General features: G+C 66.4%; 29 protein-coding genes. 4 read left to right on the forward strand and 25 right to left on the reverse strand.

The features are described from left to right. Positions 1-42 precede the first annotated feature (42 nt). The 7 genes from C8K14_RS05330 to C8K14_RS05360 all read right to left on the reverse strand — a co-directional run bounded on the left by C8K14_RS05330 (position 43) and on the right by C8K14_RS05360 (position 5992). Positions 43-786, reverse strand: a complete 744-nt coding sequence (locus C8K14_RS05330; RefSeq protein WP_054130653.1) for an SDR family oxidoreductase — start codon at positions 784-786, stop codon at positions 43-45. Then, on the reverse strand, positions 783-2009 hold the full coding sequence (locus tag C8K14_RS05335; protein ID WP_107715936.1) for a UxaA family hydrolase: 1227 nt from the start codon (positions 2007-2009) through the stop codon (positions 783-785). The genes C8K14_RS05330 and C8K14_RS05335 overlap by 4 nt, the downstream gene beginning before the upstream one ends. Continuing rightward, positions 2009-2335, reverse strand: a complete 327-nt coding sequence (locus C8K14_RS05340) for a UxaA family hydrolase (RefSeq protein ID WP_054130655.1) — start codon at positions 2333-2335, stop codon at positions 2009-2011. The genes C8K14_RS05335 and C8K14_RS05340 overlap by 1 nt, the downstream gene beginning before the upstream one ends. After that, entirely contained in the window at positions 2316-3140 is an 825-nt protein-coding gene (locus tag C8K14_RS05345; protein ID WP_107715937.1) for an amidohydrolase, read from the reverse strand. The genes C8K14_RS05340 and C8K14_RS05345 overlap by 20 nt, the downstream gene beginning before the upstream one ends. Further along, on the reverse strand, positions 3137-4141 hold the full coding sequence (locus C8K14_RS05350; protein WP_107715938.1) for an aldo/keto reductase: 1005 nt from the start codon (positions 4139-4141) through the stop codon (positions 3137-3139). Before C8K14_RS05350 ends, C8K14_RS05345 begins: the two co-directional genes overlap by 4 nt. A 105-nt stretch (positions 4142-4246) precedes the next feature. Further along, a complete protein-coding gene (locus C8K14_RS05355; protein WP_107715939.1) occupies positions 4247-5056 on the reverse strand; it encodes an IclR family transcriptional regulator in 810 nt (269 codons plus the stop codon). A gap of 81 nt (positions 5057-5137) precedes the next feature. Continuing rightward, on the reverse strand, positions 5138-5992 hold the full coding sequence (locus C8K14_RS05360) for a rhodanese-related sulfurtransferase (protein WP_107715940.1): 855 nt from the start codon (positions 5990-5992) through the stop codon (positions 5138-5140). A 98-nt stretch (positions 5993-6090) separates the two neighbouring features. Here C8K14_RS05360 and C8K14_RS05365 point away from each other — a divergent pair, with 98 nt between their 5' ends. Next, complete coding sequence (locus C8K14_RS05365; protein ID WP_054130659.1) at positions 6091-7065, forward strand: glutaminase; 975 nt, start codon at positions 6091-6093, stop codon at positions 7063-7065. Here the strand turns inward: C8K14_RS05365 and C8K14_RS05370 are convergent. The 3 genes from C8K14_RS05370 to C8K14_RS05380 form a co-directional block, all read right to left on the reverse strand. Continuing rightward, complete coding sequence (locus C8K14_RS05370; protein ID WP_133726764.1) at positions 7057-7461, reverse strand: hypothetical protein; 405 nt, start codon at positions 7459-7461, stop codon at positions 7057-7059. The two genes, C8K14_RS05365 and C8K14_RS05370, sit on opposite strands and share 9 nt — an antisense overlap. Before the next feature lie 71 nt (positions 7462-7532). After that, on the reverse strand, positions 7533-8726 hold the full coding sequence (locus C8K14_RS05375; RefSeq protein ID WP_107715942.1) for a CaiB/BaiF CoA-transferase family protein: 1194 nt from the start codon (positions 8724-8726) through the stop codon (positions 7533-7535). Beyond that, the gene (locus tag C8K14_RS05380) at positions 8723-9904 is read right to left on the reverse strand and encodes an acyl-CoA dehydrogenase (RefSeq protein WP_107715943.1); all 1182 of its coding nucleotides are present in this window, start codon (positions 9902-9904) and stop codon (positions 8723-8725) included. Before C8K14_RS05380 ends, C8K14_RS05375 begins: the two co-directional genes overlap by 4 nt. Before the next feature lie 181 nt (positions 9905-10085). Between C8K14_RS05380 and C8K14_RS23110 the strand changes: the two genes are divergently transcribed. Further along, on the forward strand, positions 10086-10214 hold the full coding sequence (locus C8K14_RS23110) for a hypothetical protein (protein WP_255420050.1): 129 nt from the start codon (positions 10086-10088) through the stop codon (positions 10212-10214). Between the two features lie 26 nt (positions 10215-10240). On the opposite strand, the gene C8K14_RS05385 is transcribed toward C8K14_RS23110, so the two are convergent. From C8K14_RS05385 to hisB, 15 genes are all read right to left on the reverse strand, one after another. Beyond that, positions 10241-10783: a J domain-containing protein gene (locus C8K14_RS05385; protein ID WP_107715944.1), complete on the reverse strand. Its 543-nt coding sequence runs from the start codon at positions 10781-10783 to the stop codon at positions 10241-10243. A gap of 121 nt (positions 10784-10904) precedes the next feature. After that, positions 10905-11426: a peptidoglycan-associated lipoprotein Pal gene (gene pal, locus C8K14_RS05390; RefSeq protein ID WP_054130901.1), complete on the reverse strand. Its 522-nt coding sequence runs from the start codon at positions 11424-11426 to the stop codon at positions 10905-10907. 88 nt (positions 11427-11514) lie between these two features. Continuing rightward, positions 11515-12918, reverse strand: coding sequence for a Tol-Pal system beta propeller repeat protein TolB (gene tolB / locus C8K14_RS05395; RefSeq protein WP_107715945.1), 1404 nt, complete (start codon positions 12916-12918; stop codon positions 11515-11517). Then, positions 12915-13901, reverse strand: a complete 987-nt coding sequence (locus C8K14_RS05400; RefSeq protein WP_233250914.1) for a TonB C-terminal domain-containing protein — start codon at positions 13899-13901, stop codon at positions 12915-12917. Before C8K14_RS05400 ends, tolB begins: the two co-directional genes overlap by 4 nt. Positions 13902-13945: 44 nt before the next feature. Continuing rightward, positions 13946-14461 (reverse strand): protein TolR, encoded by a 516-nt coding sequence (tolR, locus tag C8K14_RS05405; RefSeq protein WP_054130665.1) that lies wholly within the window; start codon positions 14459-14461, stop codon positions 13946-13948. Positions 14462-14464: 3 nt separating this feature from the next. Then, positions 14465-15175: a protein TolQ gene (gene tolQ / locus C8K14_RS05410; protein WP_062786195.1), complete on the reverse strand. Its 711-nt coding sequence runs from the start codon at positions 15173-15175 to the stop codon at positions 14465-14467. Then, on the reverse strand, positions 15172-15642 hold the full coding sequence (gene ybgC / locus C8K14_RS05415) for a tol-pal system-associated acyl-CoA thioesterase (protein WP_054130667.1): 471 nt from the start codon (positions 15640-15642) through the stop codon (positions 15172-15174). The genes tolQ and ybgC overlap by 4 nt, the downstream gene beginning before the upstream one ends. Positions 15643-15713: 71 nt before the next feature. Next, on the reverse strand, positions 15714-16091 hold the full coding sequence (locus C8K14_RS05420) for a histidine triad nucleotide-binding protein (protein ID WP_107715947.1): 378 nt from the start codon (positions 16089-16091) through the stop codon (positions 15714-15716). Between the two features lie 76 nt (positions 16092-16167). Next, the gene (locus tag C8K14_RS05425; protein ID WP_022675796.1) at positions 16168-16491 is read right to left on the reverse strand and encodes a phosphoribosyl-ATP diphosphatase; all 324 of its coding nucleotides are present in this window, start codon (positions 16489-16491) and stop codon (positions 16168-16170) included. Positions 16492-16625: 134 nt separating this feature from the next. Then, a complete protein-coding gene (gene hisF, locus C8K14_RS05430; RefSeq protein WP_022675795.1) occupies positions 16626-17387 on the reverse strand; it encodes an imidazole glycerol phosphate synthase subunit HisF in 762 nt (253 codons plus the stop codon). Between the two features lie 30 nt (positions 17388-17417). Then, entirely contained in the window at positions 17418-18143 is a 726-nt protein-coding gene (hisA, locus tag C8K14_RS05435; RefSeq protein WP_062786192.1) for a 1-(5-phosphoribosyl)-5-[(5-phosphoribosylamino)methylideneamino]imidazole-4-carboxamide isomerase, read from the reverse strand. Positions 18144-18293: 150 nt separating this feature from the next. Then, complete coding sequence (locus C8K14_RS05440) at positions 18294-19454, reverse strand: glycosidase (protein ID WP_107715948.1); 1161 nt, start codon at positions 19452-19454, stop codon at positions 18294-18296. Next, positions 19451-20230, reverse strand: a complete 780-nt coding sequence (locus C8K14_RS05445) for an SDR family oxidoreductase (protein WP_107715949.1) — start codon at positions 20228-20230, stop codon at positions 19451-19453. The genes C8K14_RS05440 and C8K14_RS05445 overlap by 4 nt, the downstream gene beginning before the upstream one ends. Before the next feature lie 118 nt (positions 20231-20348). After that, a complete protein-coding gene (gene hisH, locus C8K14_RS05450; RefSeq protein ID WP_022675791.1) occupies positions 20349-20978 on the reverse strand; it encodes an imidazole glycerol phosphate synthase subunit HisH in 630 nt (209 codons plus the stop codon). Further along, complete coding sequence (gene hisB, locus C8K14_RS05455) at positions 20971-21564, reverse strand: imidazoleglycerol-phosphate dehydratase HisB (protein WP_107715951.1); 594 nt, start codon at positions 21562-21564, stop codon at positions 20971-20973. The genes hisH and hisB overlap by 8 nt, the downstream gene beginning before the upstream one ends. 83 nt (positions 21565-21647) lie before the next feature. Between hisB and C8K14_RS05460 the strand changes: the two genes are divergently transcribed. Both C8K14_RS05460 and C8K14_RS05465 read left to right on the forward strand, forming a co-directional pair. Then, positions 21648-22157, forward strand: coding sequence for an SspB family protein (locus C8K14_RS05460; protein WP_022675789.1), 510 nt, complete (start codon positions 21648-21650; stop codon positions 22155-22157). A 78-nt stretch (positions 22158-22235) separates the two neighbouring features. Next, entirely contained in the window at positions 22236-22667 is a 432-nt protein-coding gene (locus tag C8K14_RS05465; RefSeq protein ID WP_054130673.1) for a hypothetical protein, read from the forward strand. Positions 22668-22754: the final 87 nt, after the last annotated feature.

Below are 22754 nucleotides of genomic sequence, written 5' to 3' on the forward strand. Positions count from 1 at the left end.
TATGTTCTGGTTTGCAGGGGGAGGCAGCGTCGCTGCGGGCGATCAGCTGTTGGCCCACCCGCCATCGATGATGTGGCACTGGCCGGTGGTAAAGGCAGCGGCATCACTGGCGAGGTAGAGCGCCAGCGCCGCGATTTCCGCCGGATCGCCAATACGGCCCATTGGCTGGCGCGCCTTGAACGCAGCCATGGCCGCATCGAAATCGCCGGTGGCGGCCAGGCGCTGTTCCAGCGAAGGAGAGTGCACGGTGCCGGGGCAGATCGCGTTGCAGCGGATGCCCTGCTGCACGAAATCGGCCGCCACCGCCTTGGTCAGCCCGACCACCGCCGCCTTGCTGGCGCCATAGGCGAAGCGATTGGGCACGCCGATCACCGATCCGGCGACAGAGGCCATGTTGATGATCGACCCGCCGCCGCGCGCGATCATGCCGGGCAGCAGCGCGCGGATCAGGCGGAACATCGCCGTCACGTTGAGATCAAAGGCAAAGGCCCAGTCATCGTCGCTGCAGTCCAGGATCGTGCCGCCGTGCACCACGCCGGCGCAGTTGAACACGATGTCAAAACCATCCTCTTGCGCGGCAAGCGCGGTGATGGCGGCGGCATCGGTCACGTCGAGCACAGCGGTGCGACAGCCGGGCAGCTCTTCGAGCGCGGCAGGATTGCGATCGAGTGCCAACACATCGGCCCCGGCATCGCGAAAGGCTTCGGCACTGGCGCGGCCGATCCCCTGGCCAGCGCCGGTCACGATCGCGCGCTTGCCGGTAAGGTCGAACGGGTGATGCGTCATGTCAGGGCTCCTGCACGGTGGGCCAGCGGCAGGCATCCCGGACCGCTCGGCTCGAATTGCTTATAGGTGAGAATGAATTCCTGGTGGCCCAGCGCTTCCGATCGGGTCTGCGCCCCGGCAGCGACGGCCACCACCTGATCAAAGATCTCGGTGCCCACCTCGTCCAGCGTGGCCTTGCCATGCAGGATGCGCCCGGCGTCCACGTCCATGTCTTCGGCCAGGCGGGCATAGGTTTCGGGATTGGCGCAAACCTTGATCACCGGGGAAACCGCCGATCCCACCACCGAACCGCGCCCGGTGGTGAACAGGATCAGGTGGCAGCCCGAGGCGATCATCTCGACGATTTCGGCATTGTCGGAAATGTTGGGAAAGCCAAAGCGCACCTCGCCATCGGGCACAACGTCCATAAGGTAAAGCCCCGGCCCGCCGGTCCGCTCGCCCGGGCGGATCAGCCCGGAAATGGGCGAGGCGCCCGACTTGGAATAGGCGCCGAGCGACTTTTCCTCCTGGGTGGTCAGCCCGCCATCGGCATTGCCGGGGGCAAAGCTGCCATAGCCCAGCGTGGCATAATAGCGGGCGGCCTTGGCCACGCAGGCCTCGATCTCGTCACCCAGTTCGGGTGTGACGGCGCGCGCGGCCATGACCTGCTCGCACCCGATCAGCTCGCCGGTTTCCTCGAAGATGCAGGTGGCACCCTCGGCCACCAGCATATCGAAACAGCGCCCCACGGCCGGATTGGCAGTGATGCCGCTGGTGCCGTCAGATCCGCCGCAGATCGTGCCGACCACCAGTTCCGACACGGCCATCGGCACGCGCGGGGCCTGCTCGGCCGCGGCGCGCAGGCGGGCGACCGCTTCCCGCCCGGCATCGATCGTGGCGCGGGTGCCGCCGGTCTGCTGGATCACCAGGGTTTCCACCGGCCGGCCGCTGGCCGCGACCTGCGCAGCCAGAGTCTGGCGGTCAAAGCCTTCGCAGCCCAGCGAAATCACCAGCACGCCGCCCACATTGGGATGGGTGGCGATCGCCGCCATCATCTGCGCGGCATAGCTGTTGGGATAGCAGCCGGGAAAGCCGGCCAGTTGCACATCGGGATCGTCGATCGCGCTGACGATGCGCCGCGCCACATGGTGGGCGCATTCCACCAGATAGGCGACCAGCACCACATTGCGCACGCCCTTGCGTCCATCGGCACGCAGGAAACCCTGGATGGGGTGATGCTGCATCACTTGCTGCCTTTCGTGCTGGCATCGCGGCCATGGGCGGGAATGTAATCGCTCGCCAGGTTGTGGGAATGAACGTGGCCGCCGCGCGGGGTCGCTGCCTTCATGCTGCCGATCGGCGCGCCATAGCGCAGCACCTTGTCGCCCACGGCCAGGTCATGGCGGGCAATCTTGTGGCCCAGCGGCACGGCCTGGGGCAGCGGCACCGCCACGCCATCGATCGTCACGATCTCGCCCAGCGCGGCATCGCGAATACACACCAGCACATTGTCTGCCGGGTCCAGCAGCAGGAACGCTTCCTGCGCCAGATCAGCTTGTGGCGAGACCATAAAACCCAACCCCGTTGTGCAGGAAAACCTGCGCCTGTTCCGTTTCATTGAAACCCGAAAGCAGCCGGCGGCACTGCGCCAGCCAGTCGTGATAATCCCCGGCCAGATGCAGCACCGGCCAGTCGCTGCCCCAGATCACGCGATCCGGGCCAAAGCAGGCCAAAACCTCATCGACATAGGGCGCGATCGTGGCGTCGTCGGTCTGGCCACCCGCCTCGGTCCACAGCCCAGACAGCTTGCACCAGACATTGCCATGGCCAGACAGCGCGGCCAGATCGCGCGCCCACGTGGCGTGGCCGTTCCCAGCAATATCCGGCTTGCCCGCATGATCGAGCACGATGCGCAAGGTGGGATGGCGCGCGGCCAGCTGGGCGATCACCGGCAGTTGCGGCGCCCGCACCAATGCATCCAGGCGCAAGCCATGCCGGGCCATGGCATCCAGGCCATCGGCCACATCGGCGCGCAAGATCCAGCGCGGATCGTCGAGCCCCTGCAACATCGGGCGCAACCCCTTGAGCAGCGGCTCCTGCGCCAAAGCGGCAATCTGGACGGGCGCATCGGGCGCGGCCAGATCGGCCCAGCCGACCACGCCGCGCACCAGCGGATGATCCTGCGCCAGGCGCAGGAGCCACGCGGTTTCGGCGCGATCGGGCGCGGCTTGCACAAGTATGGTGCCCCAAACCGCTGCGGCTGCAGGAAAATCGCTCGGCAGAAAATCGCGATGGATCGGCGCGAGATCGGCCGTGGGCCAATCCGTGAATGGATTGGCCAGTGCCCAGAAATGCTGGTGGCCATCCAGGATCATGCCAGGGCGCCCTGCCCGCGTTCGGCAACGGGCACCGGTGCTGCGGGATCGAGCAGCCCTTGCGCCACCAGGTCGGCCCACAGCGCCGGCGGGATCGGCGTTGCCGCCAGGGCCAGGGCGCTGTGCACCTCGGCGGCGCTGGCCAGGCCCGGCATCACGGCGGCCACCGCCGGATGCGCCTGGGGAAAGGCGAGCGCGGCAGCGGCCAGGCTTACGCCATGGGCCTCACACACCGCCTCGATCCGCGCCACGCGGGCAATCACGTCCGGCGGCGCCGGGGCATAGTTGTAATAGTGCGGGCCGGGGCCGCTGGTGCCGCTGGCCAGGATGCCGCTGTTGAACACCCCGCCCAGCAGCACTTTGGCGCCATGATCCAGGCATTGCGGCAGGAACGCGTGCAGCGCCTCCTGCTCCAGCAGGGTATATCGGCCGGCCAGCAGAAAGCGGTCCCAACGCCCGATGGCCATGGCCGCCAGGCACACGTCCCATTCGTTCACGCCCAAGCCGATCGCACCCACCACGCCTGCCTCGCGCAGCTGCGCCAGCGCGCGATAGCCGCCCTCGGCCAGGTCGCGAAAATGGCGGGCTGCGTCATTGCCGTGAGTCACTTCGCCAATGTCGTGCACCAGCAGGATGTCGATGCGCTCCAGCCCCAGCCGATCAAGGCTGCTTTCAAAGGCGCGCATCACCCCGTCATAGGAGTAATCGAAGCGCACGCGATAGGGCAGCGGGTCGGCAAAGCCATGGCTTTCGGCCGCGCCTTCCAGCGAGGCATCGTATTCCAGCAGGCGGCCGACCTTGGTGGAAATCACATAGTCGGCGCGTGGTTTGCCGCGCAGAAACGCGCCCAGCCGCTGTTCGGAAAGGCCCAGGCCATAATATGGCGCGGTGTCGAACAGGCGGATGCCGCCGTCCCATGCCGTAGCCAGCGTCGCCTGCGCCTTGTCATCGGGGATGGCGCGATAGAGATTGCCCAGCGCTGCGCCGCCAAATCCCAGCATCCCGCCCAAACTCCCACCGCCGCGCCATGGTGGCCAGCTCGTTCCTCTCACATACAAAAATAGCTTTCATATTTGCAAGGACGATATTCACCGCCCGCCTTGCGTTCACACCCGGCTGTCGGCCGTGGACAGCAGCTCGGATATCTGTCGCGCGGTTTCCACCAGGTGGCCAGTCGCCTCGTCCATGGTCTTTTGCAGGTTGCCATGGTGGATGAACGGCACAGTCAGCGCCGCCGCCGCGCGATCACCCCGCATGATCGGGGCGGAAATGTCGCTGATGCCGTTCACGAACGTGCTTTGCGCCTGCGCGTGCCCTTGGGCGGCCGCAGCCTTGGCGGCCTTGACGAAGGCGGCAATCTCGCCGCGGTCGGTCGCGGGGGAAAGCTGTGCCAGCCAGGCCTGCTGGATATCGGCCGGCTGGTGGCCGAACAGCACCACGCCCGATACCGACCGGTGCAGCGCCAGGCGATGGCCGATGCGCACCGAAAAGCCGATCTGCTCGTTCGATTCCATGCGCGCCACCACCACGATCTCACCCCGGGTGTGGAACACCAGATGGCACGACTGGCCAATATCCATCGCCAGCTGGCGCATGCGCGGCAGCGCCACTTCGACCAGGTTCTGCGTGGGCGGCTGGCGCATCGCCATGGTGAACAACAGGTCGGTCAGGTAATAGCCGTCGTTGGCGCCGTCCTGTTCGACAAAGCCGCGCGCCTGCAGCACCTGCACCATGCGGAACATTTCCCCCTGCGAGCGGCCCAGGCGCTGGCAGATTTCGGTCATGGTCATCGCCCGGCCGGAATTGACCAGCAACTCGATCACGTCGAGCCCCTTTTCCAGCGCCGGCGCGCGATAGCGGTTGCCGGTGCCACGGCCTTCATCGTCGCCCTGCGGCATGTCCGGAATGTCATTCAACTGGAAAGATCCTCAGCCCTGTTGCGGTATCATGCGATGCTATCGCCTGGCGGCACGGCTCGGCAAGGGGCGCAGCCACACTCAGGCGTCGGCGTCGCCGCTGCCTTCGCCATGGCATGCCGGGCACGACACGCCCGCACGATAAAGTGGCGATTGCTGGCCCGCCGCATCCACCGGCCGGCCGCACGGCCCGCACAGCACATGGCTGCCCGGCTTGAGGCCATGGCCGATCGCCACGCGCTCGTCGAACACGAAGCATTCGCCCTGCCACAGGCTTTCTGTCTCGGGCATCTGTTCCAGGTAATTGAGGATGCCGCCCTTCAGGTGATAGACCGCATCCACCCCTTCGCCCTTGAGAAAGGCGGTCGATTTCTCGCAGCGGATGCCGCCGGTGCAGAACATCGCCACGCGCGGCTGGCGCCCTTCACCCAGCAAGGCGTCGCGCTGACGGCGAAACCAGGCCGGAAACTCGCGAAAACTGCGCGTTTGCGGATCGATTGCCCCGGCAAAGGTGCCCACGGCCACTTCGTAATCGTTGCGTGTGTCGATCACGATGGTGTCGGGATCGCTGATCAGCGCGTTCCAGTCGTGCGGATCGATATAGGTGCCAACGCTGGCCAAAGGATCGATCCCATCGACGCCCATGGTCACGATCTCGCGCTTGAGGCGCACTTTCATGCGGGCAAACGGCATCGTCGCGGCGGTGGAATACTTCACGTCGAGCCCGGCGCAGTGCGGCAGGCTGCGCACATGCGCCACCACGGCGGCGATCCCCGCCGCGCTGCCGGCGATCGTGCCGTTGACCCCCTCGCCCGCCAGCAGCAGCGTGCCTTTCACGCCGTGTTCCGCGCACAGTTGCAGCAGCGGCGCGCGCAGGGCGGCCGGATCGGCAAAGGGGGCAAACTGATAGAGCGCGGCAACAGTGATCGGGTCCATGGCGACGCCCCCATAAACCCTTAAGCAGGGCGCTGGCTATCCCGCACTTGCCCTGGCCCCGCCTGGTGTGAAAGGGAGGCTGCCAAAGGGAGATTGCCATGCCCGACCTGGGCGCCATCGTGCACGAGATTGCCGCCGAAATGCGCAACCACCCCGAAAAGGGCACGGTGGCCGACTATATCCCGGCGCTGGCGACGGTTCCGGCCGATCGCTTTGGCATCGCCGTGGTCATGGCCGATGGCACCTGCCACATGGCCGGCGACGCGCAGGAAGCCTTTTCGATCCAGAGTATTTCCAAGGTCTTCGCCCTGACCATGGCGCTGGGCGCGGTGGGCGATGCGCTGTGGCAACGGGTGGGGCGCGAGCCTTCGGGCAGCGCGTTCAACTCGATCGTCCAGCTCGAAAGCGAGCACGGCATCCCGCGCAACCCGTTCATCAATGCCGGGGCCATTGTCGTCAGCGATATCCTGCTCGGCCGCTATGAACCGCGTGAGGCAATCGGCGAGATGCTGCGCTTCGTGCGCGCGCTCGCCGGCGATGACAGCATCGTGGTGGATGAAGAGGTAGCGCGCGGCGAGCAGGAAACCGGCTATCGCAACATGGCCCTGGCGAATTACATGCGCGCGTTCGGCAATATCCACCACCCGGTGGAAAAGGTGCTGGGCCTCTATTTCCACCAGTGCGCCCTGGCGATGAACTGCCGCCAACTGGCCATGGCCGGGCGCTATCTCATGGCGCGGGGCCGCAATCCCGATACCGGGCGCAGCGTGGTGTCACCCCAGCGCGCGCGGCGCATCAACGCCCTGATGCTTACCTGCGGGCACTATGACGGATCGGGCGAATTCGCATTCCGCACCGGATTGCCCGGCAAATCCGGCGTGGGCGGCGGCATCCTGGCGATCGCGCCGGGGGTGGCGAGCATTGCCGTCTGGTCGCCCGGTCTCAACGCGCGGGGCAATTCGCTGGCCGGCACCCTGGCGCTGGAGCGGCTGGTGCAGCACACCGGCTGGTCGGTCTTCGAACCCGGCCTTGGCCAGGATCAAAGCCAGAGCCAGGGCAGCGCTTCAGAATGAAAACCGCAAGCCCGCCGCGCCATAGTGCTCGCCACCCTGCAGGGTCAGCTTGAACTTGGGCAGGATCGGAAAGGCCGCCAAGGCATAGGCCCGCACCTTTTCATGCGCCAGGCGCGCGCCCAGCCCCAGTTCGGCCACGGCCGGAATGGTGAAGGTGGCCTCACCCTTGGCATAGATCGAGGTGCTGGCGCCGTCTTCGGTGGGAATGAATGCCCCCACCACCGGCCGCACGGTAAACGGACCAAAGCCCATGCTATAGCTGGCGCCCAGTTCGGCGCCCCATTGCCCATCGGCCTTGCCGCCAGTGGCCTCAACCCCCAGCCCCTTGGCCTGTGCCAGTGCCGGGCATGCCAGCAGCGCCAAAGCCAGCGCCGCACCCATTCCATATCGCGTCATCGCAACCCCATGCTCTTGCGCCCCCGCGCTATCCCTGTGCGCCGCAGAATCGGCGGTAATAGCACCGGCTGTCAATCACTTGGCCCGGCGCTTTGCCGCACGGGCGCACCGCCCGGCAGATGGTTGCGGTTCATCTCGCCCAACTGCGGTGACGGGTGCGGGGTGGCCAATGCAGAGCGGGAAAAGCGGATCGGCAGGGCAACGCCGGGTACCACATCGCCCTCGCCCCGCGGCATGGCCAGTTCCAGCCCGCGATGGCGCACCTGCGGATCGGCAAAGGCCTGCGCCACGGTGTTGATCGGCCCGGCCGGCACGCCTTCGCGCTCCAGGGCGGCCAGCAGATCATCGCGCGCCCACGTGACTGTCGCCGCCTCGATCGCGGCGGTGAGCGCAGGCCGATCGGCCAGCCGGCCAGGGTTGTTGGCCCAGCCCGGCTGCATGGCTAGGCCCAGCACCGCGCAAAGGCGGGCAAACTGCCCATCGTTGCCCACCGCCAGGATCAGCCAGCCATCGGCGGCCGGAAAGACCGCATAGGGCACGATGTTGGGATGGGCATTGCCCATGCGCACCGGCGCCACGCCCGAGGCCAGATAATTCATCGCCTGGTTGGCCAGAACCCCAGTCATCACGTCCATCAGCGCCATGTCGATCATCTGCCCGCGCCCGGATCGCGCGCGCTCTGCCAGCGCGGCCTGGATGGCGATCACGGCATAAAGGCCGGTCATGATATCGGCAAAGGCCACGCCGATCTTTTGCGGCGGGCCATCGGGCGCGCCGGTCAGGTCCATGATCCCGCTCATGCCCTGGACGATGAAATCATAGCCGGCGCGCGCGGCATAGGGCCCGTCCTGGCCAAACCCGGTGATCGCGCAATAGACCAGCCCCGGATTGTGCGCGGCCAGGCTGGCATAATCCAGCCCGAACCGCGCCATGCCGCCCAGCTTGAAATTCTCGATCACCACATCGGCATCGGCCACCAGCGCGCGGGCCTGCGCCTGCCCCGCCGCGGTGGCAAGGTCCAGCACCAGCGAACGCTTGCCGCGGTTGGTGGCGTGGAAATAGGCTGCATCTTGGCTGCCATCGGGATTGGCGATGAACGGCGGCCCCCAGGCGCGGGTATCATCGCCGCCCGCGCTTTCCACCTTGATCACCTCTGCCCCCAGGTCCGCCAGGATCTGCCCCGCCCAGGGCCCGGCCAGCACGCGCGCGAATTCGATCACGCGCAGGTCGGCGAGCGGCGGCGCCGCAGCGGCCGTGCCGGTCAAAACGCCGCGATCCCGGTAATCGCCCGGCCCAGGATCAGCGCATGCACATCGTGCGTGCCTTCATAGGTGTTCACCGTTTCCAGGTTCACCATGTGGCGGATCACCTGATATTCCCCGGAAATGCCATTGCCGCCGTGCATGTCGCGCGCCATGCGGGCGATATCGAGCGCCTTGCCCACGTTGTTACGCTTGAGGATCGAGATCACTTCGGGCGCAGCGCCGTCTTCATCAAGCAAGCGGCCCAGCCGCAGCACGGCCTGAACACCCAGGGTGATTTCGGTGAGCATGTCGGCCAGCTTTTTCTGATAGAGCTGCGTGGCGGCCAGCGGGCGGCCGAACTGGTGCCGGTCCAGCCCATATTGCCGCGCGGCGGCAAAGCAGAACTCGGCCGCGCCCATCGCCCCCCAGGCAATGCCATAGCGCGCGCGGTTGAGGCAGCCGAACGGGCCTTTCAGCCCCTCCACCCCCGGCAGCAACGCCTCTTCGGGCACCAAGACCTGGTCCATCACCACTTGCCCGGTGACCGAGGCGCGCAGCGACAGCTTGCCGCCGATCTTGGGCGCCGAAAGGCCGGGCATGCCCTTTTCCAGCACGAAACCGCGAATGGCGCCACCGTGGGCATCGCTCTTGGCCCAGATCACGAAGACATCGGCAATCGGCGCGTTTGAAATCCACGTCTTGGTGCCGCTCAGCAGATAACCGCCATCGACCTTCTGCGCACGGGTGCGCATGCCGGCCGGGTCTGATCCGGCATCGGGCTCGGTCAGGCCAAAACAGCCGATGGCCGCGCCGCTGGCCAGCCGAGGCAGATATTTTTCCCTTTGTGCGTCAGAGCCATAGGCATTGATCGGGTGGATGACCAGGCTCGACTGCACGCTCATCATCGAACGATAGCCGGAATCGACCCGCTCCACCTCGCGCGCGGCCAGGCCATAGGCGACATACGAGGCTCCCGCCCCGCCAAACCGTTCGGGCAGCGTCACGCCCAACAGGCCCTGCGCGCCCATTTCGGCAAAGATCTCTGGATCGGTAGTTTCGGTGGCGAATGCATCGATCACGCGCGGCTGCAGCCGGTCCTGGGCAAACGCGCGCGCGGCATCGCGCACCATCCGCTCATCTGTGGTCAACTGGCTGTCCAGCCCCAGGGCATCTTCCCAATCGAAACGAACCTTGGCCATGCGCGCTCTCCTTGCCCTCAGGATTGGCAGGGCTGGCCGATCGCGTCAAAGCACTTTACACTATTCCCGACGCGCAAGCATGATGCCACCTTGGAGACAGAACATGCGCAACAATAAGACGGCCTGGTTGGCATTAGCAGCGGCGTTGGGGCCACTTGGTGTAGCCCTTGCCAAGGCTGGCGTGATTGGACCCAACCCCGCCACGTTCTTTGCCCTTGGCTTTCTGGCCTGTCTCTGCCTTGGCGGCATCGCCTATGGCATTACCGAGGGCCGGCGCACGGCACGCGAAGGCCGCAGAATCGAAAACTGAGGCCGTATCCTGCGCCCCAAGGCAGGCTAGATCCCCGACCCCTTCCACGTGCGGCGCTCTTCGGCGGCGCGCAGCACTTCGTAGGCCAGTTGCAGCTTCTGGAATTCCTCGGCAGCTTTCGCGTCGCCAGGGCGCACGTCGGGGTGCACTTCCTTGGCGCGGGTGCGCCAGGCCTTGCGCACGTTTTCGAACGCGGCATCGGGATCAAGGCCCAAGGCTTCCAGCGCGCGCAGTTCGTCGCGGCTGCGGCTGCCATCGCCAGGGCCGGCCCAGGCCTTCCACGACGAATCGCTATAGCCTTCGTTGGTGCGGCGCTCGGCCTGCTCGCGCGCGGCGGCTTCTTCCTTGTCGAGCCCCGCGAAATAGTCCCAGCCGGCATTATATTCGGCGGCATGCTTTTCGCAGAAATACCAGCGATCAGGGCTGTTGGGAGATTTGGGCGCGGGGCAATTGCCGGGCTCGTTGCAGCCGGCGCGATCGCACAGGCGCACGTTCACGGCCTCGCGCGCGCTGCCATAGCCGCGCCAGCGGGGAAAACCCCAGTCGCTTGATCGCCCTTGCCGTGCCATCGGCCTTGCCACTTTCTCCTGACGCGGATGGGGCGCCATGCACGGCCATTGCCGCACAAGGCGCCCCCTCTAAGACGGATTCGCTCTTAACCACCGGCGGCCCCCCGGCGCAAGCTGTCCCTTACTGTACGGTGACAGTCACCGCGCGGCGGTTCTGTGCCCAGGCGGCTTCGTCAGAGCCGAGGGCGATCGGGCGTTCCTTGCCATAGCTGACCGTGCTGATGCGGCTGGCATCGACGCCCAGGCTGACCAGGTAGTTCTTGGCCGCATTGGCGCGGCGTTCGCCCAGGGCGATGTTGTAGTCACGGGTACCGCGTTCGTCGCAGTGCCCTTCGATGGTGACACGCTTCATCGGATAGCGGGCCAGCCACTGCGCCTGGCTCTGCAGGATCGTCTGGCTCTGCGCATCGACGTTGTAACGGTCGGTGTCGAAGTGGATCGTGTCAGACTGCACCGAGGCCACGAAATCAGCCTGGCTGCCAGCAGCCGGGCCGCTCGGCGGCGGCGGCGGGGTGGTGGTGGTCGACGAAGCCGGTGGCGGCGGCAGTTCGGCGGCCGTGCGATTCTTCGCCGAGTTCGACGAACAGGCGGCCAGCGAAATGCTGCCTGCCAAAAGCGTTACGGTAAGAAGCGTGCGTTTCATCATATTCTCCTCAGGGCGGATGAGAAAGTTTTGCACTGCACAAAACGTCGGGGGGCTGAGAAATGGTGCAGCCACCAGGCTGCACCGGTTACGGCAAGACAGGACCCCAAGCCGGGTCAGAAGCATCGACCGGGGTATTGAGCTTGCGTTCGTTGAGGCCGGTCAGATCGACCTGCCAAATGGAGGTATGGCCCGTGTTCTTTTCCGTGCGGAAGAACTGCACGATACGGCCATTGGGAGACCAGGTGGGCGCTTCATCCTGCCAGCTGTTGGTCAGGAAGCGCATGTCGCCACCGCTCGGGTTCATCACGGCCACGCGCAGGTTGCCGCAGATGCAGGTAAACGCGATCTGGTCGCCGCGCGGGCTCCATTCCGGCGTCGCCGCGCGGCCGCCGAAGAAGCTGATGCGCTTCTGGTCGGTGCCATCGGCGTTCATCACATAGACCTGCTGGCTGCCCGAGCGATCGCTTTCAAACACGATGCGCTTGCCATCGGGGCTGTAGGAACCACCCACGTTGATGCCCGGCGTATTGGTCAGCCGCACCGGTTCACCCCCGGTCGCGGGGATGCGATAGATATCGGTGTTGCCGCCAATCGCCATGGAGAACAGCAAAGACTTGCCATCGGGCGACCAGCGCGGCGCGAACGTGGGGTTGCGGCTTTGCAGCACGAGATGCTGCGTGCCCGATCCGATATCATAGACATAGATGCGCGGATTGCCGTTGAGATACGACAGATAGGCGATCTGCTGGTAATCGGGCGAATAGCGCGGCGTCAGCGCGGTGGCCTGGCCATTGGTGATGAAGCGATGGTTGGCACCATCGGAATCCATGATCGCCAGCTGCTTGCGCCGGTGATCCTTGGGCCCGGTTTCGGCGATATAGGCGATCTTGCTGTCAAAGAACGGGCTCTCGCCCGACAGGCGCGAATAGACCATGTCGGCGCACTTGTGCGCGGCGCGGCGCCAATCGCCGGGCTGGACGACATAGCCCTGGCGCGCCAGTTCGCTGCCCAGCCCCACGTCATAGAGATAGCAGCCTACTGTCAGCCGGCCATCGGCGGCGGCGCGCACAAAGCCCTGCACCAGCATTTCGGCAGAGCGCGCACGCCAGCCGCTGAAATTGGGGGCGGCCACTTCCTGATAGCCGATGCCCGGCAGCGCATCAGGGCCGGTCGGCTTGAACAGGCCATTGTTCTTGAGGTCATTATAGACCACCCGCGCCAGGTTCTTGCCCAGTGCCGCCGTATTGCCACCATCGGCCGCCGTTGGCACGGCGTTGTCGGTGGGGAACGCCGGAATGGCCACGCCCAGATCCTGCCAGGCGCCCTCGCCGGTGACAGAGCCGGTCAAGCCGCCGTCATCGGGCGCGGCGGTGGTGGGCGCTGCCTGCGGCGCGTTTGAGGCTGGCAGGGTCTGTTGCTGGGCAAGCGCCGGCCCGGCCCCCAGGCCAGCCAGCAAGACACCAAGAAGAGCGGTTGAAATTCGCTTCATTGTGACAGCTTCCAGTCAAAGCGAAACGCGGAAACGCGCTTCCAGCTGTTGTAGTACTGCGGCGGCAAATTGAACGGCGCGGCCAGTTCCACTGCACGGATCGCCAGTTCGGCATGGCGATGGGCCTGGGCACGATTGGCGTCGGTAATCCCGCTTTGCGATACGATCACCGGCTTTCCAGCCAACGACCCGTCAGGATTGAGGTTCCAGGCCACCACGGTGACGAGCTTGTCCACCTCGACGCCAGACGGCCCTTGCCAATGCGGCTTGATCTGCCGCGACAGCGCCATGCCCAGTGACGCGCGCACGTCGGGTCCGGCGGTCTGCGCAGGGGGATTGCGCGAGGCACCGAGGTTGCTGTTGCTGGGCAGCCCGGCGAGGAAATCCTTGCCGATGCGATCGCCACCCTGGGGCGCCTTGCGCGGCGGGGTGGGCGCAGGCTTGTCGCGGCCCGGAGCGTGCTCGGCCTGGCGCGGCGCCGGCTTTGCCGGGGAATGCTCAGGAGCCGGACGGGGTGGCGCCGGGCGTGGAGGTGCTGGACGGGCCGGCGCGGGCTTGGGCGGCGGCGGCGCGGGCCGGGGCTGCGGGCGCGGTTGCGGGCGCGGCTCATGCCGCACCACCGGCTGCGGTTTGGGTTGGGGCTTGGGCGGCGCAGGCCGGGGCGGCTCGGGCCTGGGCTGCGGCCGTTCCACCGGCGCGGGCGGCGGAGGGGCAGGCTGAACCTTTTCCACCGGCGCGGGCGGTGCCGTTTCCGGCTCGGCGGCTTGCTGCTGCTCGCCCAGCGCGGGCGCCACGTCGGGCGCGGTCTGGGCGTTGGGCTCGGGCGAGGTGGCCTTGTCGGCCACGTCGTCGGCGATCGTCACCACCATGCGCTGGGGCGGCGGCTTGATCGACTTGCCCGGCGGCGAGAGCGTCAGCGCGGCGATCAGCGCCGCGTGGGCCACCACCGCCACGCCCAGTGCCAGCTTCTCTTCCCGGCGCAAACCAGCGGGAGATTGGTCAAGAGGATCGCGCGTGGCCATGGGCGTCAGGGCTGACCCTGCGCCGGTGCGGCGGCGGCTGGGGCAGCGGGCGCCGGAGCAGCCGGTTCACCGCCACCACCCACGCCATTGCTGACCAGCGATATCTGCTTGAAACCAGCGGCGTTCAATTCGCCCATCACCGCGATCACGCGGCCATAATCGAGCGCCTTGTCTGCCCGCAACGTGACCAGCGGCGCCTCGCCATTGGGGCGCTGCACGGCGGCCAGCCGATCGGCCAGTTCACCTGGGGCCAGTTCCTGGTCATCCAGGAACAGGCGGCCCTGGCCGTCCATGCTCACCGTGATCTCGTTCTTCTTTTCCTGCAGCGCCTCGGCCTTGCTGTCTGGCAGGTCGATCGGCACGCCGGCGGTGAGCATCGGCGCGGTCACCATGAAGATGATCAGCAGCACCAGCATCACGTCGACCAGCGGCGTCACGTTGATTTCGGCCATCGGGGCCCCACGCGAACGACGCCGCCGCCCCCCGCCTCCGCCGCTGCTCTGGCCCAGGTTCATGGCCATGGCTTACTGCTCCAGTTCGCGGCTCAAGGTGGCGTGGAACCGGTCGGCAAAGCGGAACAGGCGCGCTTCAAAGCGGTTCACCGTGTTGCTGAAGCGGTTGTAGGCGATGACCGAGGGGATCGCCGCCACCAGGCCGATCGCCGTGGCAAACAGCGCTTCGGAAATACCCGGCGCCACCACCGCGAGCGAGGAATTGGCCTGCGCCCCGATGTTGAAGAAGCTGTCCATGATGCCCCACACCGTGCCGAACAGACCCACGAACGGCGCGACCGAACCGACCGTGGCAAGGAAGTTCAAGCGGCCCGACAGGCGGTCGGTCTCGGCCGCCACGGCGCTGTCCATCGCCACTTGCAGGCGCTGGCGCGTGCCTTCGCGGTCGACATTCTTGCCGGCGGTGGAGCGGCGCCATTCGGCCAGCGCGGCGGTCACCACGCGGGCGGCGGGCACGTCGCCCTTGCCGTTTTCCTTGTGATAAGCATCGATATCGCGCGCTTCCCAGAAACCCTGCTCGTAGCGGGTGGAGCGACGCGACGCGCCGGCCATGCGCAGGCTGAACGACACGATGATCATCCACACCCACACGCTGGCGAGAACCAGCGCGCTCATCACGAGCTGCACGACGATATCGGCATGCAGGAACAGGGCAACAGGATTAAGCCGGGTAGGAGCGCCGGCAGTCACGCTTGCTGCGGCGGCTAGAAGGGCCAAAGTCATGGGAAGGCTTTCTCAAGGTCCATTGCTGGATCGATCAGGGCGGCAAAGGCATCGCGCCAGGACGGCGGCAGACGGCGTGGTCGTCCGCCTGGCGTGACAAAGGCGACGCGAACCCGCGCGGCGCACAAAAGGCTCTGGTGCCTGAACGCCTGCTGAAGCAGCGTGCAGCTGGCACCTTGCAGTGCAGAAAGGCGCGATTCGACCACGATGCCATCGTCCAGGCGGGCCGGGCTGGCATAGCGCAGGGCCATGTCGGCCACGGCAAAGGCGCCCTCGCCCGCTTCGTGGGCGGCGCGCTGATCAATGCCGATCAGGCGCAACAGATCGGATCGCGCGCGTTCGAACCAGCGCAAGTAATTGGCATGATAGACAACGCCGGAAAGGTCGGTGTCTTCGTAATAGACCCGCACGCCCAGGCGATGGACCGTGCCGTTAAGACAACCAGAGGGAATTTCCGGGCCGATCATAGGCGAAACGTGCCTGCCTTGCGACGGAATGACACGATTGTGTTACCCTATCTTGCTGCGGTGCGAAAGGATTAACGCGCCAGCATCGGGCCAAGCGGCGCGCCACCGAACAGATGCACGTGCAGATGCGGCACTTCCTGCCCGCCGTGCCCGCCGACATTGCCCAGCAGGCGATAGCCTGGCTCGACCAAACCGAGATCGCGCGCCACCTTGCCCACCGCGCGCACGAAGCCGGCGATCAGATCGGCCGGGGCATGGGCGGAAAAATCGTCCCAGCTGACATAAGGACCCTTGGGAATGACCAGCACATGCACCGGCGTCTGGGGCGCAATATCATGGAATGCCAGGGCAAAATCGTCTTCATAGACCTTCTTTGACGGGATTTCCCCGCGCAGGATCTTCGCAAAGACGTTCTGATCATCATAGGGCAGCGTGGCATCGATCGGCATGGGACAGTGCTTTCGCTAAGGGGCTGGGAATCAAGGCCTTCACGCTGGTGAAAAGTTCACAGCAGCGAAGCGACCCTCAATCGCGCGGACGCGCGGCCTTTTCGGCGAGGCCCGACAGGCCTTCGCGGCGGTCAAGCTCGGCCAGCACGCGGGCCAGCGGCACGTCGCGCGCGCCAAGCAGGACCATGAGGTGGAACAAGAGGTCGGCTGCCTCGCCCACCAGTTCATCGGCGCTGCCCGAAAGCGCGGCGATCACCGTTTCCACGCCTTCTTCGCCCACTTTCTGCGCGATCTTGCCCAGCCCCTTGGCATGGAGGCGCGCAACATAGCTGGCATCGGGATCGGCGCTGCGGCGGGCGGCGATGGTCGCCTCGAGGCGGGCAAGCGTGCTCTGGTCCATGGCACGCGGCATGGAACGGCGCGGGCCGAGGGTCAAGCCTCTTGCCCCGCCCCTCCACCAGCCTGCGGCTGGTCCCCCTCCCCATGCCATGGGGAGGATCAGATCCTCCCCGCCTGACGGAGGGGCAGAGGTGCTCAGCCCCGCGCGGGCAATCCCGCAGCACGCAACGCGGCGTGGGCCTGGGCGATGGAATAGGTGCCGAAGTGGAAGATCGAGGCGGCGAGGACCGCGCTGGCATGGCCCTTGGTCACGCCATCGACCAGGTGATCGAGCGTGCCCACCCCGCCGCTGGCAATGACCGGAACCGGTACGGCATCGGCAATCGCGCGGGTCAATTCCAGGTCATAGCCGGCCTTGGTGCCATCGCCGTCCATTGAGGTGACAAGCAGTTCGCCCGCCCCCAAGCTGGCCAACCGCTCGGCATGGACCAGGGCATCAATGCCCGTGCCCTTGCGCCCACCATGGGTGAAGATTTCCCACTTGCCTGGGCCCACTCGCCGCGCATCGACCGAGCCGACCACGCATTGCGCGCCGAATTTCTCGGCAATCTCGCGCACCAGTTCGGGCCGCGCCACCGCCGCGCTGTTGACCGCCACCTTGTCGGCGCCGGCCAGCAACAGCGCGCGGGCATCCTCCACCGCGCGCACGCCGCCACCCACGGTCAAGGGCATGAAGCACACCTCGGCCGTGCGGGCGACCACATCGAGCAGCGTGCCGCGCCCTTCGTGCGTCGCGGAAATATCGAGGAAACACAGCTCGTCAGCCCCGGCCGCGTCATAGGCGCGGGCCTGTTCCACCGGATCGCCGGCATCGCGCAGGTCGACGAAGTTGACGCCCTTGACCACGCGGCCTTCGGCCACATCGAGGCAGGGAATGACACGGACGCGGACGGTCATGACACAGGCGCCTTTCGTTGGTGCAAGTCTTTAGCGTTCCGCGATCTGGATCGCGGCGGCCAGATCGAGCCGCCCGTCATAGAGCGCGCGGCCGGTGATCACGCCTTCGATGCCATCGGCTTCATGCACCTTGAGCATGGCGATGTCATCGATGCCTTTCACGCCGCCGCTGGCGATCACCGGCAGCCGCGTGGCGCGCGCCAGGTTGACCGTCGCCTCGATGTTGCAACCCTTGAGCAGGCCATCGCGGCCCACGTCGGTGAACAGGAGCGAAGCAACGCCGGCATCCTCGAACCGGCGGGCCATATCGGTGATCGACACGTCGGACACATCGGCCCAGCCAGCCGTGGCGACCATGCCGTCGCGCGCGTCCACCGCCACCACGATGCCGCCGGGATAGGCCTTGGCCATATCCTTGACGAACTGCGGATCCTTGAGTGCGGCGGTGCCGATCACCACGCGCGAGACGCCCAGATCGAACCAGCCGTCGACCGCGCGGGCATTGCGGATGCCACCGCCCAGCTGGACATGGCCGGGGAAGGCCTTGAGAATGCTTTCCACCGCGCGGGCATTGCGCGCCTCGCCCGCAAAGGCGCCATCGAGATCGACCACATGCAGGTATTGCGAACCGGCCTGGGCAAACAGCCCGGCCTGGTGCGCGGGATCATCGCCATAGACAGTGGCACGATCCATATCGCCTTCTGCAAGGCGGACGACCTGACCTCCCTTGAGGTCAATGGCGGGAAATACGATCATGGCCGCGCGCCTAGCATTGCGCGCGGCCATGTCCAACGGGTTTTGCGTGGGTCGCGTTTGGTGCCCTTCGACAAGCTCAGGGCGAACGGGGGCAGGACCGACTTCCGTGAAGTCCGTTCGGGCTGAGCCTGTCGAAGCCCCTTTGCTGCCCTACCCCAACGCATCCTTGGGCACATGGGTGATGCGGCAGGCCAGATCGGCCTCGCCCGAGGCGACGATGAAGCGATCGCCCTGGTCGATGACCCCGGTGGTGAAGACCACATCGCGCAGATAGAGCAGGTCTTCGAGCGGTTGGGTCAGCGCCGGTTCGGGCTCGAGCAGCGGCACCTCTCCCTCCGCCAGGATGCGGGTGGGATCGGCTTCATCGAGCAGCGACCAGAACGTGCGGTAGATACCGACGATTTCCTTGGGCTCCACCCCGTGCCACAGGCTTAGCCAGCCACGCTGGCCCGCCACTTCCGTCAGGATCGGCGGCGCGCCGCCGCCCATCCGGGCCGTGGCCGGGCGATCGACGCGCGGGCGGATGTGCGGCGAAAGATGGGGCTTCCAGTGCCGGCCATCGCGCGATGTTGCCAGGTTGATCGAGGGGCCGGCACGGAACGGGCTGCCGGGCGGATAGGCGAACCACAGATCGCCCAGCGGCCGCGTCTGGGCCCAATAGGCCCCATCGACCAGGCCTTCGAAAATCAGCATGTCCTTGTTCTGGTGGTCGAGGACCAAGCCTTCGAACGTCCAGTCGAGGCCATTGGCAGAGCTGTAAAGCGTGGTGGAATGGCGTTCCGGGCTGACCGAGCAGGTGGTCATCAGATATTGCCCGTCGGCCACGCGGGAAATGCGGGCGTCTTCCACACCATAGCAGGCCCAGGGCCCAGCCGGCGCGATCACCTTGTCGTAATGGATCGCCACGATTTCCATGGCATCTGGCGTCATTTCCACTGGCAGCAGCCACGATAGCGAGGTGAGCGCCATGACTTTCCAGCCGCCGCCGGGCACCATGAACTTGCGCGGATCGCGGGTATCGGCCAGTTCCAGTGGCCAGGCATCGAGCACGAAGCGCCCGAACGGCTGACCGCCGACAAGCCGGCCATCGCCATCCCAGCGGATCGCGTGCACCTTGCCATCGCGGATCGGCTCGCGCAGCGCCTCGGCCACGCGCACCATGAGGAGGACGTTGCCATTGGGCAGCGTGGTCATGCCGGGATTGAACGCCCCCAGCACAAAGGTTTCCGCATCGAAATGGCCCGCCAGCGGCGAGCGCGACAGATCGATGACGTGGGGGGTGATGACCAGTCGGTCGTGGGGGAATTTCATTCTTCGTTGACCCTGGGAACGATGACCAACTGCTGCACGACGGTGCGGCGCGGCTGGGTGAGGAAATAGTGGATGCCGACGGCGATATCTTCGGCGCGCAGCATCTTTTCGTCCGCGATCATCGCGCGCTGCTTGTCGGCCGGGATATCGGGATATTGGAAATCGGTGCCAACCAGGCCCGGCTCTACCAGGCCGACCCGCACGCCCTTGCCGCCCATTTCGCGGCGCAGCGCTTCGGCAAAGCCAGCAATGCCGGCTTTCATCCCGGCATAGACGGTGGAATGGCCACCAAGGACGTGCGCGCTCATCGAGCCGACCAGCACGATGTCGCCATCCTTGCCCGACAAGGCTGCGGCTGCCCGCCAGGCCGAGACGAGATAGGCGGTGAAATCGGCCGCGATGGCATAGCGCAGCGCCGCCTCGTCCATCTCGGTCAGTCCTGAGGCCGGCACCGCCGCGTTGATGACCGCGACGTCGATCCCGCCCATTGCCTGCTCGGCCGCGCCGAAAAAGCGATCGACCGCGCCTTCGTGCGCGAGATCCAGCGCCAGGCCGTCGATCGTTCCCCCGGCATCGCGCACGGCGGCGAGGCAATCGCCCAGGTGCTCAGGATCCCGTCCGCAGGTGAATATCTGCGCGCCTTCGCCGGCCAGCAAAAGTGCCGCCGCGCGCCCAATGCCGGTGGTGCCGCCGGTGATGGCGATGCGCCGTCCGGTCAACGGGGTTTGCGCGGTATGCCCCGCTGCCCCGCCGGTTGCCGCGTAACCTATTGCCATGATGCGTCCTTTTCCTGCCGGTGTCAGGAAAGGGAAAGCCTCGCGGCGCGGCTGGTTCCGCGCCCTGCCCCTTTGGCGGGGCCGTGCGCCTCAGGCTGGGTGGCTCAGGCTGGGCGCCTCAGGGCTGCCAGCCGAGGAAGCGCGACAACAGGCCAAGGCCATAGGCCTGGCTCTTTTCCGGGTGGAACTGCACGCCCAGGATATTGTCGCGCGCCACGGCCGCCACCAGGCCGCCGCCATGGTCAGTCATCGCCGCAACATCTGCGCCGTCATCAGCGGCGAAGTGATACGAGTGCAGAAAATAGGCTTCCCCACCCCGGATCAGGCTGGCGCCATCGCCGTGGTGCATGGGCGACACATCGTTCCAGCCCATGTGCGGCACCTTGATCGCCGGATCGGTCCGCTCGATCAGGCGCACCTCGCCCGCGATCCAGTCGAGCCCCTCGGTCACGCCATGCTCCACCCCGCGCGAGGCGAGCAATTGCATGCCCACGCAAATACCCAGGAACGGCACGGCATCGGCCAGCACGCGCTCTTCCAGCGCGTCGATCATGCCGACAACGCCGCGCAGCGCCGTGGCACAGGCGCGATAGGCGCCCACACCAGGCAAGACGATGCGATCGGCGCGGCGCACCACATCAGGATCGGCGGTGACGATGACGTTTTCCGCGCCAGCCACTTTCAGCGCATTGGCGACAGAGCGCAGGTTGCCGGCGCCATAGTCGATCAGGGCCAGCCGTTCAGCCACCGAGCATGCCCTTGGTCGAGGGAATGGCATCGGCCTTGCGCGGATCGATGGCGATCGCCTGGGCCATGGCACGGGCAAAGCCCTTGAAGATGCCCTCGATGATATGGTGGTTGTTGGTGCCATAGAGGCACTCGATGTGCAGCGTGATGCCGGCGGCCTGCGAGATCGACTGGAACCAGTGCTCGAACATCTCGGTGTCCATCGTCCCCAGGCGCGGCTGGCTGAACGCAGCCTTCCACACCAGGATCGGGCGGCCGGAAATGTCGAGCGCGACACGGGCCAGCGCCTCGTCCATCGGGGCATAGGTCGAACCGTAGCGGGTGATGCCCTTCTTGTCGCCCAGCGCCTGGCCGATCGCCTGGCCCAGCGCGATCGCGCTGTCTTCCACGGTGTGATGCTCGTCCACGTGAAGATCGCCCTTCACGAACAGCGTCACATCGATCAGCGAATGACGCGAGAACTGCTCGATCATGTGATCGAGAAAGCCGATCCCGGTGTTCACGTCATAGACCCCGGAGCCATCCAGGTTGACGCTGACCTTGATATCGGTTTCGGCGGTGGTGCGGGTGATCGATCCGGTGCGCATGGGCCATGCCTATACGCCCGGATATGCGAGAATCAATCACTCCCTCTTGACCCGCGCCCGTGCCAGCGCCAGTTGTGCTGCATATGAGCGAAACGCCCGACAGCCTGATCCCCTATGACGAAATCGTGCAGGAAGCCCTGCGCGCCGTGGTAGGCCGCGTCCTGGGCCAGGTGGAGGCATCCGGCGGGATGCTTCCCGGCCAGCACCATTTCTACATCACGTTCCGCACCGGGGCGCCGGGGGTTTCCATCCCCAACCGGCTGAAAGAACGCTTTCCCGACGAGATGACCATCGTGCTCCAGAACAAGTTCTGGGACCTCAAGGTGGAGGAAGATACCTTCTCGGTCGGGTTGAGCTTCAACCAGGTGCCGTCAACGCTGGTCATCCCGTTCCGCGCGATCACGGCCTTTGTCGATCCCGCGGTGGATTTCGGCCTGCAGTTCCAGGCGGCCGACGAGATGGACGATGACATCCACGAGGACGCGGAAAACGATTCTTCCGCAAACCCCGGGGAAACTTCCGACAAGCCCGCCGTTGAACGCAGCGACGACGGCTCGAATGTCGTCACGGTCGATTTCGGCCGCAAGAAGTAACCGCCTGCGCCAGACCTGATCCCGGCCCAGTCCGATCGCGTTTGCCGCAGGCCATCAAGGTACACGGGGCACCCGCACATGGTTTCCAAGGGCAAAGCGGCGAAGTCGGAACAGGATATCAACGAGGACGGCACCCAGGCCGTGCCGGCCAAGGCAGAACCGGCCAAGGCTGCGCCTACCAAGGACGATCAGCCGCTCAACAGCCCGCTGACCACCCTGATCCTCACCGATATCGCGATGAGCGCGGGCAGCGCCCTGCTGGCCCGCGGCGTTGCCGGCAAGGGCCTGGCTGGCCGCGTGCTGGGCAAGGCATTGCCGGTGCGCACGCCCGGCGGGCTGATCCGCGGCCCCTCGCTGGTGGGTAGCCTGGTTGGCACCGCGATTGCCCGCGTCGCCACGCGTTCGGTGCCCGGCGCGATCGTGGTTGGCGGCGGCCTGGTCGCCAAGGCGCTCTATGATCGCCGCAAGACCCGCCGCGCCCGCGCCGCGGTGAAAGCCAAGCCGCGCTGATCCCGCAGCGCCTGCCCCTTTGCGGCAGAGCCTGGCAAACCTTCCCGGTGCCACAAACTGCGGCTTGACCGGCAGGGCGGCCATGGT

Source organism: Novosphingobium sp. GV079, from assembly GCF_003058045.1.
GTDB classification, from domain to species: domain Bacteria; phylum Pseudomonadota; class Alphaproteobacteria; order Sphingomonadales; family Sphingomonadaceae; genus Novosphingobium; species Novosphingobium capsulatum.

Bases quoted from the DNA above. Each gene is read 5' to 3' on its own strand.
- C8K14_RS05330 (WP_054130653.1), bottom strand. From the start codon at position 786: ATGACGCATCACCCGTTCGACCTTACCGGCAAGCGCGCGATCGTGACC.
- C8K14_RS05335 (WP_107715936.1), bottom strand. From the start codon at position 2,009: ATGCAGCATCACCCCATCCAGGGTTTCCTGCGTGCCGATGGACGCAAG.
- C8K14_RS05340 (WP_054130655.1), bottom strand. From the start codon at position 2,335: ATGGTCTCGCCACAAGCTGATCTGGCGCAGGAAGCGTTCCTGCTGCTG.
- C8K14_RS05345 (WP_107715937.1), bottom strand. From the start codon at position 3,140: ATGATCCTGGATGGCCACCAGCATTTCTGGGCACTGGCCAATCCATTC.
- C8K14_RS05350 (WP_107715938.1), bottom strand. From the start codon at position 4,141: ATGCTGGGATTTGGCGGCGCAGCGCTGGGCAATCTCTATCGCGCCATC.
- C8K14_RS05360 (WP_107715940.1), bottom strand. From the start codon at position 5,992: ATGGACCCGATCACTGTTGCCGCGCTCTATCAGTTTGCCCCCTTTGCC.
- C8K14_RS05365 (WP_054130659.1), top strand. From the start codon at position 6,091: ATGCCCGACCTGGGCGCCATCGTGCACGAGATTGCCGCCGAAATGCGC.
- C8K14_RS05370 (WP_133726764.1), bottom strand. From the start codon at position 7,461: ATGACGCGATATGGAATGGGTGCGGCGCTGGCTTTGGCGCTGCTGGCA.
- C8K14_RS05380 (WP_107715943.1), bottom strand. From the start codon at position 9,904: ATGGCCAAGGTTCGTTTCGATTGGGAAGATGCCCTGGGGCTGGACAGC.
- C8K14_RS05385 (WP_107715944.1), bottom strand. From the start codon at position 10,783: ATGGCACGGCAAGGGCGATCAAGCGACTGGGGTTTTCCCCGCTGGCGC.
- pal (WP_054130901.1), bottom strand. From the start codon at position 11,426: ATGAAACGCACGCTTCTTACCGTAACGCTTTTGGCAGGCAGCATTTCG.
- tolB (WP_107715945.1), bottom strand. From the start codon at position 12,918: ATGAAGCGAATTTCAACCGCTCTTCTTGGTGTCTTGCTGGCTGGCCTG.
- tolR (WP_054130665.1), bottom strand. From the start codon at position 14,461: ATGGCCATGAACCTGGGCCAGAGCAGCGGCGGAGGCGGGGGGCGGCGG.
- tolQ (WP_062786195.1), bottom strand. From the start codon at position 15,175: ATGACTTTGGCCCTTCTAGCCGCCGCAGCAAGCGTGACTGCCGGCGCT.
- ybgC (WP_054130667.1), bottom strand. From the start codon at position 15,642: ATGATCGGCCCGGAAATTCCCTCTGGTTGTCTTAACGGCACGGTCCAT.
- C8K14_RS05420 (WP_107715947.1), bottom strand. From the start codon at position 16,091: ATGCCGATCGATGCCACGCTGCCCTATGATGATCAGAACGTCTTTGCG.
- C8K14_RS05425 (WP_022675796.1), bottom strand. From the start codon at position 16,491: ATGGACCAGAGCACGCTTGCCCGCCTCGAGGCGACCATCGCCGCCCGC.
- hisF (WP_022675795.1), bottom strand. From the start codon at position 17,387: ATGACCGTCCGCGTCCGTGTCATTCCCTGCCTCGATGTGGCCGAAGGC.
- hisA (WP_062786192.1), bottom strand. From the start codon at position 18,143: ATGATCGTATTTCCCGCCATTGACCTCAAGGGAGGTCAGGTCGTCCGC.
- C8K14_RS05440 (WP_107715948.1), bottom strand. From the start codon at position 19,454: ATGAAATTCCCCCACGACCGACTGGTCATCACCCCCCACGTCATCGAT.
- C8K14_RS05445 (WP_107715949.1), bottom strand. From the start codon at position 20,230: ATGGCAATAGGTTACGCGGCAACCGGCGGGGCAGCGGGGCATACCGCG.
- hisB (WP_107715951.1), bottom strand. From the start codon at position 21,564: ATGCGCACCGGATCGATCACCCGCACCACCGCCGAAACCGATATCAAG.
- C8K14_RS05460 (WP_022675789.1), top strand. From the start codon at position 21,648: ATGAGCGAAACGCCCGACAGCCTGATCCCCTATGACGAAATCGTGCAG.
- C8K14_RS05465 (WP_054130673.1), top strand. From the start codon at position 22,236: ATGGTTTCCAAGGGCAAAGCGGCGAAGTCGGAACAGGATATCAACGAG.